The sequence below is a fragment of the Amedibacillus sp. YH-ame10 genome (assembly GCF_053848885.1).
Genome location: NZ_JBSPFA010000002.1, coordinates 30107 through 45334 on the forward strand (window position 1 = coordinate 30107; position 15228 = coordinate 45334).

The 15228-nt window shown below is 33.9% G+C and carries 13 protein-coding genes; 12 read left to right on the plus strand and 1 reads right to left on the minus strand.

Annotated elements, in window-relative coordinates; translation table 11 throughout:
- The 12 genes from ACWG42_RS01265 (at window position 1) to ACWG42_RS01320 (ending at window position 13426) form a co-directional block, all read left to right on the plus strand.
- Window positions 1-987, plus strand: a complete 987-nt coding sequence (locus ACWG42_RS01265) for an ABC transporter ATP-binding protein (protein ID WP_455789673.1) — start codon at window positions 1-3, stop codon at window positions 985-987.
- Window positions 987-2363: an oligopeptide/dipeptide ABC transporter ATP-binding protein gene (locus ACWG42_RS01270; protein ID WP_455789675.1), complete on the plus strand. Its 1377-nt coding sequence runs from the start codon at window positions 987-989 to the stop codon at window positions 2361-2363. The genes ACWG42_RS01265 and ACWG42_RS01270 overlap by 1 nt, the downstream gene beginning before the upstream one ends.
- A gap of 3 nt (window positions 2364-2366) precedes the next feature.
- Window positions 2367-2561: a hypothetical protein gene (locus tag ACWG42_RS01275; protein ID WP_455789677.1), complete on the plus strand. Its 195-nt coding sequence runs from the start codon at window positions 2367-2369 to the stop codon at window positions 2559-2561.
- A 105-nt stretch (window positions 2562-2666) separates the two neighbouring features.
- Window positions 2667-2978, plus strand: a complete 312-nt coding sequence (locus ACWG42_RS01280) for an MG284/MPN403 family protein (protein ID WP_455789679.1) — start codon at window positions 2667-2669, stop codon at window positions 2976-2978.
- A gap of 116 nt (window positions 2979-3094) precedes the next feature.
- Window positions 3095-4795, plus strand: coding sequence for a phosphoenolpyruvate--protein phosphotransferase (ptsP, locus tag ACWG42_RS01285; RefSeq protein WP_455789681.1), 1701 nt, complete (start codon window positions 3095-3097; stop codon window positions 4793-4795).
- Between the two features lie 91 nt (window positions 4796-4886).
- A complete protein-coding gene (locus ACWG42_RS01290) occupies window positions 4887-6338 on the plus strand; it encodes a sensor histidine kinase (RefSeq protein ID WP_455789683.1) in 1452 nt (483 codons plus the stop codon).
- Window positions 6338-7837 (plus strand): response regulator transcription factor, encoded by a 1500-nt coding sequence (locus ACWG42_RS01295; RefSeq protein ID WP_455789685.1) that lies wholly within the window; start codon window positions 6338-6340, stop codon window positions 7835-7837. Before ACWG42_RS01290 ends, ACWG42_RS01295 begins: the two co-directional genes overlap by 1 nt.
- Window positions 7838-8153: 316 nt before the next feature.
- On the plus strand, window positions 8154-9662 hold the full coding sequence (gene dltA / locus ACWG42_RS01300) for a D-alanine--poly(phosphoribitol) ligase subunit DltA (protein ID WP_455789686.1): 1509 nt from the start codon (window positions 8154-8156) through the stop codon (window positions 9660-9662).
- The gene (gene dltB, locus ACWG42_RS01305; protein ID WP_455789688.1) at window positions 9659-10843 is read left to right on the plus strand and encodes a D-alanyl-lipoteichoic acid biosynthesis protein DltB; all 1185 of its coding nucleotides are present in this window, start codon (window positions 9659-9661) and stop codon (window positions 10841-10843) included. The genes dltA and dltB overlap by 4 nt, the downstream gene beginning before the upstream one ends.
- A gap of 18 nt (window positions 10844-10861) precedes the next feature.
- Window positions 10862-11101, plus strand: coding sequence for a D-alanine--poly(phosphoribitol) ligase subunit DltC (gene dltC, locus ACWG42_RS01310; RefSeq protein WP_455789690.1), 240 nt, complete (start codon window positions 10862-10864; stop codon window positions 11099-11101).
- Window positions 11098-12261, plus strand: a complete 1164-nt coding sequence (dltD, locus tag ACWG42_RS01315; protein ID WP_455789691.1) for a D-alanyl-lipoteichoic acid biosynthesis protein DltD — start codon at window positions 11098-11100, stop codon at window positions 12259-12261. Before dltC ends, dltD begins: the two co-directional genes overlap by 4 nt.
- A 136-nt stretch (window positions 12262-12397) precedes the next feature.
- Window positions 12398-13426 (plus strand): hypothetical protein, encoded by a 1029-nt coding sequence (locus ACWG42_RS01320; RefSeq protein ID WP_455789692.1) that lies wholly within the window; start codon window positions 12398-12400, stop codon window positions 13424-13426.
- 6 nt (window positions 13427-13432) lie between these two features.
- Here ACWG42_RS01320 and ACWG42_RS01325 read toward each other — a convergent pair whose 3' ends face one another.
- Complete coding sequence (locus ACWG42_RS01325) at window positions 13433-15184, minus strand: M3 family oligoendopeptidase (RefSeq protein WP_455789693.1); 1752 nt, start codon at window positions 15182-15184, stop codon at window positions 13433-13435.
- Window positions 15185-15228 lie beyond the last annotated feature (44 nt).

A 15228-nucleotide genomic window follows, 5' to 3' on the forward strand; every position in this document is an offset into this window, starting at 1 on the left:
ATGAAATTACTAGAGATTAATAATTTACACACATATTTTGATACCAAACGTGGTTTGATTAAAGCCGTGAATGGTGTAACCTTAAGTATTGAAGAAGGACATACTTTAGGAGTAGTTGGTGAATCCGGAAGTGGGAAGAGCCAGACTGCAATGAGTATTTTAAAACTTTTTGAAGGAAATCAAAAGATTTATGATGGAGAAATTTTATTCCAAGGAAAGAAAATTTCTGAAATGAACGAAAAAGAAATGTCCCATGTACGTGGGAATGATATTTCAATGATTTTCCAAGAACCAATGACATCATTAAACCCTGTGTTTACAATCAATCGTCAGATTTCTGAAGTATTGATGTTACATCAAGGGATGAATAAAAAAGAAGCAGAACAACAAAGTATCGAAATGTTGAAGGCAGTTAAAATTGCCAATCCAGAGCAGGTAAATAAATCCTATCCATTCCAACTTTCTGGTGGTATGCGTCAGCGTGTCATGATTGCCATGGCCTTAGCTTGTAAACCAAAGTTACTGATTGCGGATGAGCCTACAACAGCATTGGATGTTACTATCCAAGCACAAATTTTACGATTAATGAACGAATTGAAACGTGACACAGGAACATCTATTATGTTCATTACACATGATTTAGGTGTTATCAATCAGATGGCTGATGATGTTGCCGTTATGTATTGTGGACAGGTTGTTGAAACAGCTCCTGTAAATAATATCTTTATGGAGAGTGAATATATTCATCCATATACAGAAGGTTTATTGACTTCTATTCCTCGTTTGAATTCAGATAAAACAAAACGTTTAGATGCAATTCCAGGAAGTGTTCCACATCCTTTGGATTTACCAACAGGATGTAAATTCGCACCTCGTTGTAAATATGCAACGGATAAGTGTACTCAGGAAGAACCTACATTACAAACTGTAGGAACGAATCATGCTATTCGATGCTTCTATCCTGTGAAAAGAGGAGGGGATAAATAATGGAGAAGAAAAATTTAATTAAACTGCATAATCTTCGTCAATATTTCCCTGTTCAAAGTAGTGGCTTACTGAATAAAACACCGTTATATGTTAAAGCAAATGATGGCATCGATATCACTATCAATGCTGGTGAAACTTATGGATTAGTAGGTGAATCTGGTTGTGGTAAATCTACATTGGGTCGTGTGTTGTTGCAGTTGTATCAACAGACTCGTGGAAATACTATCTATTACGGACGTAGTGTTTATGAATATCAGCCAAACTATGTAGAAAAAAATATCAAGAATATTGATAAATTGAAGAATGATTACGAAAAAGCAAAAGCAAACATCAAGGAAGATGATCCAAATCATGTAAGTAGTGATAAAGCGGATTACTTGCTTCAAAAACTTGCGCGTATTGCCGGAGGTTTGATGTTTGATACAGATATGAATACTGTTAAGATTTTATTATTGGATGAATATAAAGCAGGGTGTAAGGTTGCGGATTTGAAAAAGAAGAACGCTTCCGCATCAGAAATCGAAACTGCACAAAAAGCACAAGATGCTACTCGTGAGAAAATTGCATCTCGAAAAGCTTCTTTAGCAGGACAATCAGACATTGAAGCAATGGATGCTTTATGGGATGGTGGTATTGATTTAACGCAGTTAACAAAAGAAGAAATGCGTTTACTACGTGAAGACTTACAGATCATCTTCCAGGACCCTTATTCTTCATTAAACCCAAGACTTACCGTTGGACAGATTATTTCTGAACCTTTGGTTGGACAAGGGAAATTTAAGAAGGGTAGTCAGGAACTTGAAGATTATATCTTGAAAGTTATGGGACAGTGTGGATTGGAACCATACTTTATCCATCGTTACCCTCACCAATTCTCTGGTGGACAACGTCAGCGTATCGGGATTGCTCGTGCATTGGCTTTAAATCCTAAATTTATCGTATGTGATGAGGCTGTATCTGCCTTAGACGTATCGATTCAATCACAGGTATTAAACTTGTTACAGGACTTAAAAGAACAACAAGATTTAACGTATCTATTTATTTCTCATGACTTGAGTGTTGTGAAGTACATTTCCGATCGCATCGGAGTTATGTATTTAGGAAATATGGTAGAGAGTGCAAAAGCAGAAGATATCTTTAAGAATCCTTTGCATCCATACACGGAAGCATTATTGAATGCCATTCCTACAACGGATATAAATAACAAAGAATTGCAAATATTAGAAGGGGATATTCCAAGTCCTGTGAATCCTCCGAAAGGATGTAAATTCCATACTCGTTGTAAATATGCAACAGATAGATGTAGAGAGGAAACTCCTGCTTGGCAGGAAATTGAACCTGAACACTTTGTAGCATGTCATTTAAGGAGCAAATAAACAATGTTTAAAACACGCAGAAAAATTAAGGAAAGATATGGGGATGACGAAAAGTTTGCGGATAAAAGAAACAAACTAGTAGTCGAAAAGGGAGATCATGCCGCAATGTTTATAGCGGCCTTCGTTACGATTGTGATTCCTGTAGTACTAATTCTATGCGCTATTTATTTTGTACTATGGCTACTTTTCATGCGATAAGTACGTAACAATATAGAAAAAGATAAATTTTTTAGGAAATTTGTCTTTTTTTTAGGAATTTTACCTAACTTTCTCGTATATACCTATGGAAGGGCGGTATGTCGAATGAAAAGAACAAGAAAAGATGAAGATGTATTAATGAAGTATTTGGGAAGGCTGTATCAAAAATATGAAGAAACAACCAGTATGAAAAATCTACAAATAATGGAACAAGATGTTTCATATAATGCTCTTGAATTTCGTATCGATATGGAACGAATCTTGTGTGAATTACCGGAAATTTATGCAGAAATCATTAGGAATGATTTTCTATGTCTAAACGATAGCGATTGGTGGAAGAATAAATATGATGAAAAGACGCACGAACAGCTAAAAAACATTGCGGTAGAGGCATTCTTTCATTGCTTATATACGTGAAAAATGGTATCATTAAATACGTAGGTAGGATTAAAGAAGTTCAAAAATACAGGTAATTCTACCAAAAAAAGATACTCATCATAAGTGGTTTTAAGTGTTAAGAGGAGGATACATTTATGTTAAAAGGTATTGCGGCATCGTCTGGAGTAGCTATCGCGAAAGTATACAAGCTGGTACAGCCTAATGTAGAAATCGTTAAAAAAGATGGAGACCCTGCAGTAGAAGTTAAAAAATTCAATGAAGCTCTTGAAAAAACAAAAGCAGATATTGAAGTAGTAAAGGAAAAAGCTTCTGCACGTTTATCTGAAGAAGAATTGGCTGTGTTTGATGCACATTTAATGATGGCATCAGATCCTGAATTCGCTGGACAGATCGTTTCAATGATTGAAAACGATAAAGTGAATGCAGAATATGCAGCAGATGTAGTTTCTTCACAAATGGTAGCAATGTTTGAGTCTATGGATAATGATTATTTCCGTGAAAGAGCAGCAGATGTCAAAGATGTTACATATCGTTTAAAATGCAATGTTTTAGGATTAACAATTCCTGATTTATCAACAATGAATGAAGATTCAATCGTAGTAGCACATGACTTAACACCATCTGATACTGCACAGTTAAATATGTTCGCAAAAGGATTTGCGACAGCAATCGGTGGTAGAACATCTCACTCTGCAATCATGGCAAGAAGCTTAGAAGTTCCTGCTGTTGTTGGTTGTGCTGGTGTACTTGAAGCAGCAAATCATGGAGATATGATGATTCTTGATGCATTAGAAGGGGATGTTATCTTAAATCCAGATCAGGAAACAATTAAGAAATATGAAGCAAAAGCAGCAGCTTTTGCGGAAGAGAAAGCAGCTCTTCGTGTATTAAAAGATGCTAAATCTATTACTACAGACGGGCATGAAGTAGAACTTGCTGGAAACATCGGTAGTGCAAAAGATGTGGATGGTGTCTTAAATAATGGTGGAGAAGGTGTTGGATTGTTCCGTACAGAATTCTTGTATATGGATGCTGATCACTTCCCAACAGAAGATGAACAATTTGTTGCATATAAAGAAGTATTAGAAGGTATGGGCGGACGTAAAGTTGTTGTTCGTACATTGGATATCGGTGGAGATAAGAAATTATCATACTTTGAATTCCCTGAAGAAATGAACCCATTCTTAGGATACCGTGCAATTCGTTTATGTTTAGATCGTACAGATATTTTCCGTACACAATTGCGTGCATTGATTCGTGCAAGTATTTATGGAAAACTTTGTATCATGTTCCCAATGATCGCTACTGTACAAGAATTCCGTGATGCAAAAGCTATCTTCAACGAAGAAAAAGCAAATCTTATCAAAGAAGGTGTACAAGTTGCGGATAATATTGAAGTTGGTATGATGGTGGAAATTCCTGCTGCTGCAGTAAATGCAGATAACTTCGCGAAAGAAGCAGATTTCTTCTCTATTGGTACAAATGATTTAATTCAGTATACAATGGCAGCGGATCGTATGAGTGAAAACGTATCTTACTTATACCAACCATATAACCCTTCTATCCTTCGTCTTGTAAATATGACAATTCAAGGCGCTCATAAAGAAGGCAAATGGGCTGGTATGTGTGGAGAAATGGCTGGAGAACCATATGCAGTACCTTTACTACTAGGTATGGGTCTTGATGAATTCTCAATGTCAGCTACTTCTATTCTTCCAGCACGTAAGATGGTAAATGGCTTAAGCAAAAAAGAGATGGAATCTCTAGCTGCAGAAGCATTAAGTTTATCAACAGCAGAAGAAGTATTAGCACTTGTTAAAAAATCAGTAGACTAATAATAGAGAACAGGATGCGCAAGCATCTTGTTTTTTTTTGAACAACGTTATGGTAAAATATAGGAAAGGTTTTTTATTGGGAGGGTGAATCATGAAAAGAAGAACAGAAAGTATACGTTGGCGTATCTTTGTATATAATATTATGCTTCTTTTGATGGTAGCACTTGGTTGTACGATGTATTATTTGTTGAATGATGAAACAATCGATAAGTATAATGACACATTTACAACGTATAATGAATTAAATCATGTATATCATAATGCAAAAGAAATACATACCCTTTATACAGAGTATATCTCTAGTGAAGATGAAACCTTTATCAAACAAGTAGAGAATAGCGAGAAAGAGGCTTTACAAGCTCTACAAAATGTAAAAAATGCATATGGCAAGGTGGATCAGGATAAACAGTTTACCAAGCTTAAATCGAGCATACAAGAGTTTTATCAATATGTTAAGAATGCTACCTATACGACAGATGCACCAGTATCACAAGATCAAGTACATCAACAATTTATTAGTATCATGAGATCACGTGGCGATTATTATGAGATCCTAACCAAAGATATGCAGTTCTATAAAAATCAAGTGCATGAGCATCGTCTTATATTAGGTTGGATGTCAGTTCTCTTGATAACCCTTATGATCATATGGATTATATACTTTTCTAGAACAATGTTAAAATCGATTACAGATCCAATTGAAAAGATCGTCCATAATATGAAACAAATAAAAAAAGGAGAATACGATTTAACACAAATATCCAATGCGAATGTAGAGATGAATGAATTATGTATTGCTCTTGAAGATATGGCAGATAGTGTTCAAAAGAATATACAATATGCAGAAGAAAAGGCAGAATTAGAAAAACGTGTTCTAGAACAACAAAATGAGAACTTAAAAAAGGATGAGTTATTAATACAAGGAGAATTACGTGTTTTACAAAATCAAATAAACCCGCATTTCTTATTTAACACGTTGAATATGATTTATAAGAAGGCGTATAGTGAAGGTGCATATGAAACTAGTGAACTAATGGAAAGGACAAGTCAACTACTTAGGTATAGTTTAGATACTATCAATAAAGTAAGTACCTTAAAAGAAGAGTTAAAAGCGATTGAAAACTATATGTTTCTACAAGAAAAGCGTTTTGGAGAAAGAATCACTTTCCATTTATATGTGGATCCAGATATACAAAATATACACATTCCTACGATGGTTCTACAACCATTGGTGGAAAATGCAGTAACTCATGGTTTAAAAGATACTATAACAGATGGGGAAGTTATAGTAAGTGCAAGTATGAATGGAACAGATATTCTTTTATCAGTAAGCGATAATGGAATAGGTATGTCTGCTCATATATTAGAAGAATTGATCTTAAATGAATATCGTATACATGATGAAGAAAGAGAACACATCGGATTGTATAATGTGACGAAACGATTAAAAACATTTTTTAAAGATCAAGTCGAAATCATTGTAAATAGCAGTGAGGATTGTGGCTTTGAAATAGTGATGAAAATCAAGGGGGAGGAAATCTAATGGTAAAGATACTTGTAGTAGAGGATGAAAAGATAGAACGTGAGACATTGGTTCATATTCTAAAAGAAAATATAAAAGATAGTCTTGTTTTTGAAGCACGTAATGGAAAGGACGCCATTGCGTTATTTGAAAAGGAACAACCAAATATCGTGTGTGCAGATATCAATATGCCTGGAATTAATGGGTTAGATATGATTCGAGATATGAAAGGCAAGAATACAAAAGCGCAATTCTTAATTGTATCTTCTTATAATTATTTTGAATATGCGCAACAAGCCATTCGTTTAGGTGTCGCAGATTTTATTTTAAAACCATATAACATTGCGGAGTTTTTACAGGCAATTGAAACCGTTATACAAAAGTTAACTTCTTTTGATGTAAACCAAGTCGATGCGTTTGAGATGAAAATACAAGAGATGATACCACAAAAAATCCATGAATGTTTGTATGCGATTATTTCAGATGAATCTGAAATAGAACTTTATCGTAAGGTACATGCTTTAAATCCAAAGATTACAAGTGGGATGTGTGTGTTATATAGAGGAACCCAAGAAGATTTTCTTCTTGAACAACTGCACGCCATATTTTCATCTTCGACATATCAAATCATCCAAGAAAAAATACATGGTTTTCTAACTTGCTTTGTCTTAGGAGATAAGTCTTTTTCTAAAGAAGATATAGTGAATGTCTGTGAACAACTTGAAAACAATCTTACCAATGAAGCTGGGTTGGGTATTGGAACCATGGTAAATAACATCGATAACTTTCATAATTCTTTTTTAATGGCAAGAGATCATGTTGGAAAACAATTGCCCTTCCAACAACAAATTTATGATAATGCCAATACATTAGGGGTTCATATAAATCGCATGCACAACTATGTGGAAGATACCTTAACAATCTTTGAAAATTTGGAGGAAGCATCATTAAAGAATATAATCAAAAAGATATGTGATGATGTACTAATGTTGGATAAAGAAGATATCTTACATCATATTGATGAATATTATGAAGAATTACTAGTAGGCATCAAACAACGATATATGGATATTGATTTGCATGATTTTATGTTGTTACCTCTACGTATATCTACCAATGTATACCAAGAGTTGGATATTAATTTAACCTTGAACTTAAAAAAACTATATCACAATGTAAGTGATTTACGATTTAAAAATACCAATCATCTAGTAAAAGAAGCACTCCATTTTATCGAACATAATTATAAGAAGCCAATCACCTTGAGTGATTTGGCAGATCATCTAAAAGTATCTCCTTTTTATATAAGTAAGCTATTAAGTACAACTATGCATAAGACATTTACGGAGATGTTGGCAAAGAAACGTGTAGATGTTAGTAAAGAATTGTTGAGAGGAGATGTCCAAATAAAAGAAATCGCAAGTCGTGTAGGTTTCCAAGGGCAAAGCTATTTCAATAAAATATTTAAAAAGTATACCGGTATGACACCAAAAGTATATAGAAATAAAATGAAAAGATAAGATATGACAAAATGTTGTTATAAATAACAAAAATGTTTTAATAAATATGGATTATAATATAGGTGCAGATAAAGACCAAAATAATAATATATATCTGCAATACCATAATTTAAGACTGTTACCAGCCGGTCTTAGATTAATCCTTTTTCTTTAAAAAAATCACGCTTCTCCCAGAGCGTGGTTTTTTTATGTAAAAATATATAACAGCGTATTTACATTTATGATTGTTAAGATTAATTAAGATTTGGTGTAAAAGCACTATGCTATAATGGACATGTTAAATGGATGGGACCATTCAAACGAGGAGTGTAATAACATGGAATTATTAAAAACATTGGAGGAATTCGCTTCATCAAATGCGATCGCCTATATACATAATGGCGAAACGCTTAGTTATCAAGATTTACTTCAAAAGGCAAACCGATTGGCTCATTATCTACAAAGTGAGTTAAAGGATGATAAAACACCAATCCCTGTATATGGACATAAAGATCCACTTATGTTGATTTGTTTTCTAGCTTGTGTAAAGTCTGGTAGAGCATATTGTCCAATTGATGCAGGTATTCCAAAGAATCGTATAGAAGCTATCTTAGAGACGGTTCAATCAGCGATTGTACTAAGCAGTGAAGAGCTTGATGTTGCACAGAATGGTATTGTAGACAAAACAAAATTATATGAAATCATAGATACACATACGGAAGAAATCGATTCTTCTTACGCACTCACAAGTGAAGATATATTTTATATTATATTTACTTCAGGTAGTACGGGTATTCCTAAGGGAGTACAAATTTCTTATGCAAACTTGAATCATTTCCTAGAGTGGTCAATACCTCTTGCAAATGCACAATCAAAAGCAAAGGTATTTATCAACCAAGCACCATTTTCATTTGATTTGTCTGTAATGGATTTATACACTTCCTTAGGGAGTGGGGGTACCTTATTTACGTTAGATAAAGAATTACAAAAAGATTATCATACATTGTTTGAAGCATTAGCTTCCTCAAAGGCCAATGTTTGGGTATCCACACCTTCTTTTGCGGATATGTGTTTAGTTGATAAATCCTTTTGCGAAGATATGATGCCAGATATGGAAACCTTCTTGTTTTGTGGAGAGGTGTTAACCAATGAAACGGCTAGAAAACTATTACAACGTTTTCCAAACGCTAAGGTAATCAATACGTATGGACCTACAGAATCTACAGTGGCTATCAGTGATGTAGTTATTACCGAGGAAATAATTGAGAATAGCAATCCTTTACCAATTGGAGTTCAAAAACCAGGTACATGGCTTCAAATCATTGATGAACAGGGGAATTGCCTTCCAGATATGGAAAAAGGGGAAATCATCATTGTTGGAAATACGGTAGGAAAAGGATACTTCCATAATCCTGAGCAAACAAAGAAAGCCTTTTTTACTAGAGTTATCGATGGCGTAGAAATGCCTGCGTATCATACTGGTGATAAAGGCTATCTTGAAGATGGTATGTTGTACTATTGTGGACGTATGGATTTACAAGTGAAACTTAATGGGTACCGTATAGAAATCTGTGATATTGAACAGAATCTAATGAAAGTGGACGGTGTAGAAAATGCTGTAGTAATCCCTAATTATAAAGATGGAAAGATTAAAAATCTAATTGGATATATTGTGTATCAAGGAGATACAAGTCAACGTTTCCAATTAGGACAAAGTATATCCGCATCGCTAAAACAATTTGTACCAGATTATATGGTACCAAAGAAATATGTGTTCATTGATGAAATGCCAATGACCAACAATGGGAAAGCGGATCGTAAAGCATTACAAGAGGGGTTATCGTGAATTTCTTTGAAGGGCTAAGCTTCTTTCTTGTCTTATTCGCAGGATTGATACCAGCCTTTATTCTAGGAGTGAAAGAAAAAACCATCAAACAATATGCCCTTGGGTTTTCTATCTTCTTTCTGTATTTAATTTGTAGAAACAGTATGAGTGGATTTCTCTATCTCATTGCGTTCTATGTCATTGAATGGTATGTGATTCGCATCTATCTATTCTTAAGAAAGAAGTATGGGAAAAACTCTTCACTTTATGTACAATTTGTCATCTTGGCAATGTTGCCATTGATTCTTTGTAAAGTATCCTCTTTGGTTCAACTAAATCTATTTGCCTTTATAGGAGTTTCCTATGTATCCTTTAAGGTAATACAGATTGTGATTGAAACCTATGATGGTTTAATAGAAGAAATGAGTTTCTTTGAATATAGCAGTTTTATTTTATTCTTCCCTTCGATAAGTTCAGGTCCAATTGATCGAAGTCGACGTTATCTTAGTGATTTGCATAACATTCCAGCAAAGAGTGAGTACTTGCAGATGGCAGGAGAGGGAATCTTTAAGCTTACGTTAGGTATTTTATATAAATTTGCATTGGGTGGAATTGCATTTACTCTAATGAATCGTGTATCTAACATATATGCTCCTTTGGAAGTGATTGCCTATGCCTATTTATATGGAATTTATATGTTCTTTGATTTTGCTGGTTACAGTAATATGGCGATAGGAGCCAGTTATATATTAGGTATTAAGACACCAGAGAACTTCAATAAACCATTCTTAAGTATCGATATTAAGGATTTCTGGAATCGCTGGCATATGACCCTATCCTATTGGTTTCGTGATTTTGTATTCTCACGCTTCATGTTGGATAGCGTACGTAAGAAACGTTTCTCTAGTAAGCTCAATTTGGCATTCTCTGCGTATATGGTAAATATGAGTATTATGGGATTTTGGCATGGAATCACACCTAGCTATATCCTATACGGGTTATACCATGGATTACTACTAGGAGGTTTTGAGTTTTACCAAAAGAAATCGAAGTTTTATAAGAATAATAAAAACAAGAAATGGTACAAACTTCTATCATGGTTTGTGACCTTGAACTTGATCATGTTTGGATTCTTAATCTTCTCAGGTCATTTTATGGAAATTGTTCATCGTCTTGTTCGTTTGCTGTTGTTGCACATATAAAAAATGGAGGAAATGAAAATGAAAAATGAAATTTTAGAAATGTTAGAAGAAGTATGTGAAGATGAAATTGTAAAGGAAGATTTGGATATCAACCTATTTGATACGGGGTTGATTGATTCTTTGGGTGTTACTACCTTGATTGTAGAAATTGAAATGCGTTTTAATATTTCTTTATCTCCAACAGAAATTGAAAGAAGTCAAATGGATACACCAAATAAGTTAATTGCTCTTTTAGAAGAAAAGAGTTCTGAAAAATGAGAATTATAAAGGCATTTATCACCGCTCTGGTATTATTTGCCATTACCATTACTGGGTTTCGTTGGTATGTAAGTGAAGCTATTACAAGTGATACAAACGATATAGACTATTATCTAAGTCGTAAAAAGTATTTATCTACTTCTGCATTATCAAATAATCTTCATAAAAATACCGCATTGGTGTTAGGTTCAAGTGAATTGAGTCGTTTATATGATTCTAAATTTCATCCTAAACAAATGGTGAATGCGAAAGATAAAAGCTTTATGTTAATTGGAGAAGGGTATTTTCAATCCTTAAACCATGCCATTCGACTAGGTGCAGTAGCACCTAGTATGGAGAATAAAAAAGTAAACTTAATTCTTTCTCCTCAATGGTTTACGAAAGATGGGGCAGATGCAATGTCCTTTACATCAAGATTTTCGGAAGATAACTTCATTGATTTTCTAAAGAACAGCAACATCAAAAAGTCTACGAAAAAGAAAATTATAAAACGTACCAATGAATTATTAACACCGAGCCCAAAAGTAAAAGAACGCGTGATGAAATATGAAAAAGTATACACTAGCAATAAAGCGAGCATTCTAGATAGTGCCTATACAGGTATCTTCGCATCGTTTATATCGTTAAAGACGGATGTAGCTTTCATGTCGGATTATCAATCCTCAGATGTTTATCATCGTATGGCAAAGCCAGTACCTAAATTTACTGGGATTGATGAAACACGTTTATTAGAAGAGGCAGATATCGAAGGACAACAAAGAGTAAGTAATCCATTTAACATGGATAATGATAATTACAACGCACGCTATAAAAAACGTGTTGAAAAAAAGAAAAATTCACAATTAAATGAATCCTACTCTATTTCACCTGAATATGATGATTTACAACTCTTCCTAGATGTTTGTAAACAAAACAAAATTAGCGTGAATTTGATTATGATTCCAGTGAATGGCGCATGGTATGATCATGTTGGTTTCTCAAAAGAGAAACGTGAAGAGTATTACCAAAACATTAGAACCGTTGCTAGAGTAAATAAAGTAACCTTAAGCGATTTAAGTAACCATGAATATAGCGATTATTTCTTCATGGATGCGACACATTATGGATGGAAAGGTTGGGTGTATGTAATTGAAGACATTCTTAAATTTGAAAAATCATAAGCTATGTATGTATCTTGCATGGACTCTGTTTTTCTATCTTTGTTTTGTGATTATCTTTGTATATTTCTTACAAGCTGATTTATCAGATATCCCTGATTTTATTTATAGTCAATTTTAAAGGAAAAGAGGAGTGAACATGAAAAGAATAAAGAGACAATTTCTAATCGTTGTTTGTTCCTTGATTTTGGGTTCTCCAATTCAAATAAGTGGATTTGATCGTGTGAGTGCAAATGGATGTAGCACAAAGATATATACAAACATGGATGATTTCTATAAAGAAAAGAAACGTAGTATCCAACTTCTTGCCTTAGGGGATAGTAATATCTATCGTGGATTTTCTCCAATTACCTATTGGGAAGATAAAAAAGTGACCTCTTATTCCTTAGCTTCAGCCTCACAACCTGCATGGTTGTCCTATTATTTATTAAAGGATGCACTAGCATACCAAACACCTGAAGTAGTCGTCTTTGAGATTAATGAATTATTTGCGAGTTCAACTTCACAAATATCTCGTTATTGTAACGCTATCAATACATTCCATACAGATAGCGCAAGACTTCGAGCGATTCAAGATGATACGGGTGGTCTAAATGAAGAAGATAAAGATATTTTATATGAAAACTATACAAATCAAGTATACCAACAAACGATAAGTAAAATTATTCCTTCTCAAAATATCGAAAAAAAGAACAATAAAGTTCCTAGTCACTTTAAAGGCTACCTATATGAAACAACCGCAATTCCATTTACAGGCTATGAAAGTTATATGTCACGTTATGATGTTACATTAGGACTCGATGAGAAAAAGGTTTCCTATATAGATTCCATTATAGAACTTTGTAAACAAAAGAAGATTAAACTGTTGTTTGCTAAATTCCCAACGCGTGATTGGACAACACAAAAGAGTAATCTTGCCAAAGAATATGCGGAAAAAAGAGGAATACCTATGTTGGATATGAACGTAGATGTGACTCCTGTGGATTGGATGGAGGATACAAAAGATGCAGGATTTCATATGAATGATGCAGGAGCTATAAAATGTACGAAAGCAGTAGAAGAGTTTATTGGGAAATATAGTAATATCAAACCAACAAAAGATCCATACGCTATACAATCTTATAATCAAGATTGGCAACGTTATATAGAAAAAAATAAAACTGGGTGACCAGTTTTATTTCGTTAGTTCTAAAAACTCTTGTACGCTTTCTTCACATGTCTTTAAACAATCTATCCAGAATCCCTTATCCGTTAAGTCAATATGAGCAATACGTGCTACATCTTCTACAGAAGATACTGTGGTAGCCTTTAACATCTTGCGATACGTATCTATAAAAGAAGGACCTTCTTCCTGATATTTCAAAACCAAACCTCTTGCGAATAATCCACCAAAGGCGTAAGGGAAATTGTAGAAACTTAGATCACTAGAATAATAATGAGATTTACAAACCCACATATATGGATGTAAGTAAGCAGGATCTACTCCATCTCCATAAGCTTTTTTCTGAGCGTCCAATATAATTTGTTCTAACTCATCAGGAAACATAAATCCTTTTGTACGACGTTCAAAGACTTCCTTTTCAAATAAGAACCTTGAATAAATATCACACATGATTTGTGTTAATTCCTGTAGCTGATTTTCCAATAAGGCTATTTTTTCTTCACCTTTAGCATCCTTAATGATTGCATTCATAATAATGTTTTCATTAAAGATTGATGCGGTTTCCGCTACTGGCATAGAATACGTTGTATTTAGTAAATGATGATCTTGTATCATCATTCCATGATAGGCGTGTCCAAGTTCATGGGCAAGTGTAACTATATCTCCTAAACCACCATCATAATTTGTTAGTACACGACTTTGTTTAACAAATGGTAAATTGTAACAGAAAGCTCCACCAACTTTACCATTCTTTGGATAAAAATCAATCCATTGTTCATCGAATGCAGTTTGTATCATATCTGCCATATCCTGAGCAAATGGTTTAAAATGTGTAACTAAGTATTCTTTTGCTTCATCAATAGAATATGTTGTACTTGTAGTTGCTAGAGGTGCAAATAGTTCATACCAAGGTAGTCCATGTTCATATCCTAACAATTTTGCTTTTCTTTTTAAATAGGTTTGAAATAAAGGCATGTATTCCTCCATAGCCTCTAACATCGCATCTAATGTTTCTTTTTTCATTCTTGCTTGATATAAGGTCATATCCAAAGGACTTTCAAATCCACGTAGATCACAAACTGTTTGAAATTGAGACTTGATGTTGTTTAAAGAGAACGCAATGGCGTCTTTAATTTTATCGTAAGATTTAAGTTCCGCTTCATAAGCACTTTTACGTACTTGTTTATCCGCATCATATGCAAGGTTACGTATTTGAGGTAAGGTGATTGTTTCTCCTTGATACTCTACTTTCAAGGTGCTTGTTAAATAGCTTTGTAGGCTTTCCCAACCACTGCCTCCACTCATATTCAATTTTGTAATTACTTCTTCTACATCATCACTTAGTAAATATTTACCGTTCTCTTGGATTTCTTTTAAGTAAAATGCGTATTCTTTTAGAAATTCATCTTCTTTTATATACGTATCTAAATTCTTCACCTGCGCAATAAAAGATTCAAAAATAGAATTCGCTTTACTTGATTGTGTCACAAGGCGAGTAATCTGTTCCAAATAAGCAATTGTTTTAGAATCAGTTGTATCCGTAGCTTGTTTTAAGTTTCCATACGCATAGAGTTTACTAAGGACAAGTTTATTTTGTTCTTGTAGCTTTACAATCTCTTTACACGCTTCTAATTTTGTTTTTTCATGTATATGCTTTGCCAATTCATTGAACGCATCTACATTTTTTTCTAATGCTTTCATATCTGATTGAAAGCAAGTATCTTCATACCCTTTATAGAGTATATTTAGTGACCATTCATGCATGTTATATTCTCTCTTTCTCTTTGTAGCGATATGGATATTATATC

What these genes read in the sequence shown, in the direction of transcription:
- ACWG42_RS01320 (WP_455789692.1), top strand. Translation starts at nt 12,398, where the DNA reads ATGAAAAGAATAAAGAGACAATTTCTAATCGTTGTTTGTTCCTTGATT.
- ACWG42_RS01280 (WP_455789679.1), top strand. Translation starts at nt 2,667, where the DNA reads ATGAAAAGAACAAGAAAAGATGAAGATGTATTAATGAAGTATTTGGGA.
- ACWG42_RS01275 (WP_455789677.1), top strand. Translation starts at nt 2,367, where the DNA reads ATGTTTAAAACACGCAGAAAAATTAAGGAAAGATATGGGGATGACGAA.
- dltC (WP_455789690.1), top strand. Translation starts at nt 10,862, where the DNA reads ATGAAAAATGAAATTTTAGAAATGTTAGAAGAAGTATGTGAAGATGAA.
- dltA (WP_455789686.1), top strand. Translation starts at nt 8,154, where the DNA reads ATGGAATTATTAAAAACATTGGAGGAATTCGCTTCATCAAATGCGATC.
- ptsP (WP_455789681.1), top strand. Translation starts at nt 3,095, where the DNA reads ATGTTAAAAGGTATTGCGGCATCGTCTGGAGTAGCTATCGCGAAAGTA.
- ACWG42_RS01270 (WP_455789675.1), top strand. Translation starts at nt 987, where the DNA reads ATGGAGAAGAAAAATTTAATTAAACTGCATAATCTTCGTCAATATTTC.
- ACWG42_RS01325 (WP_455789693.1), bottom strand. Translation starts at nt 15,184, where the DNA reads ATGCATGAATGGTCACTAAATATACTCTATAAAGGGTATGAAGATACT.
- ACWG42_RS01265 (WP_455789673.1), top strand. Translation starts at nt 1, where the DNA reads ATGAAATTACTAGAGATTAATAATTTACACACATATTTTGATACCAAA.
- ACWG42_RS01295 (WP_455789685.1), top strand. Translation starts at nt 6,338, where the DNA reads ATGGTAAAGATACTTGTAGTAGAGGATGAAAAGATAGAACGTGAGACA.
- dltD (WP_455789691.1), top strand. Translation starts at nt 11,098, where the DNA reads ATGAGAATTATAAAGGCATTTATCACCGCTCTGGTATTATTTGCCATT.
- ACWG42_RS01290 (WP_455789683.1), top strand. Translation starts at nt 4,887, where the DNA reads ATGAAAAGAAGAACAGAAAGTATACGTTGGCGTATCTTTGTATATAAT.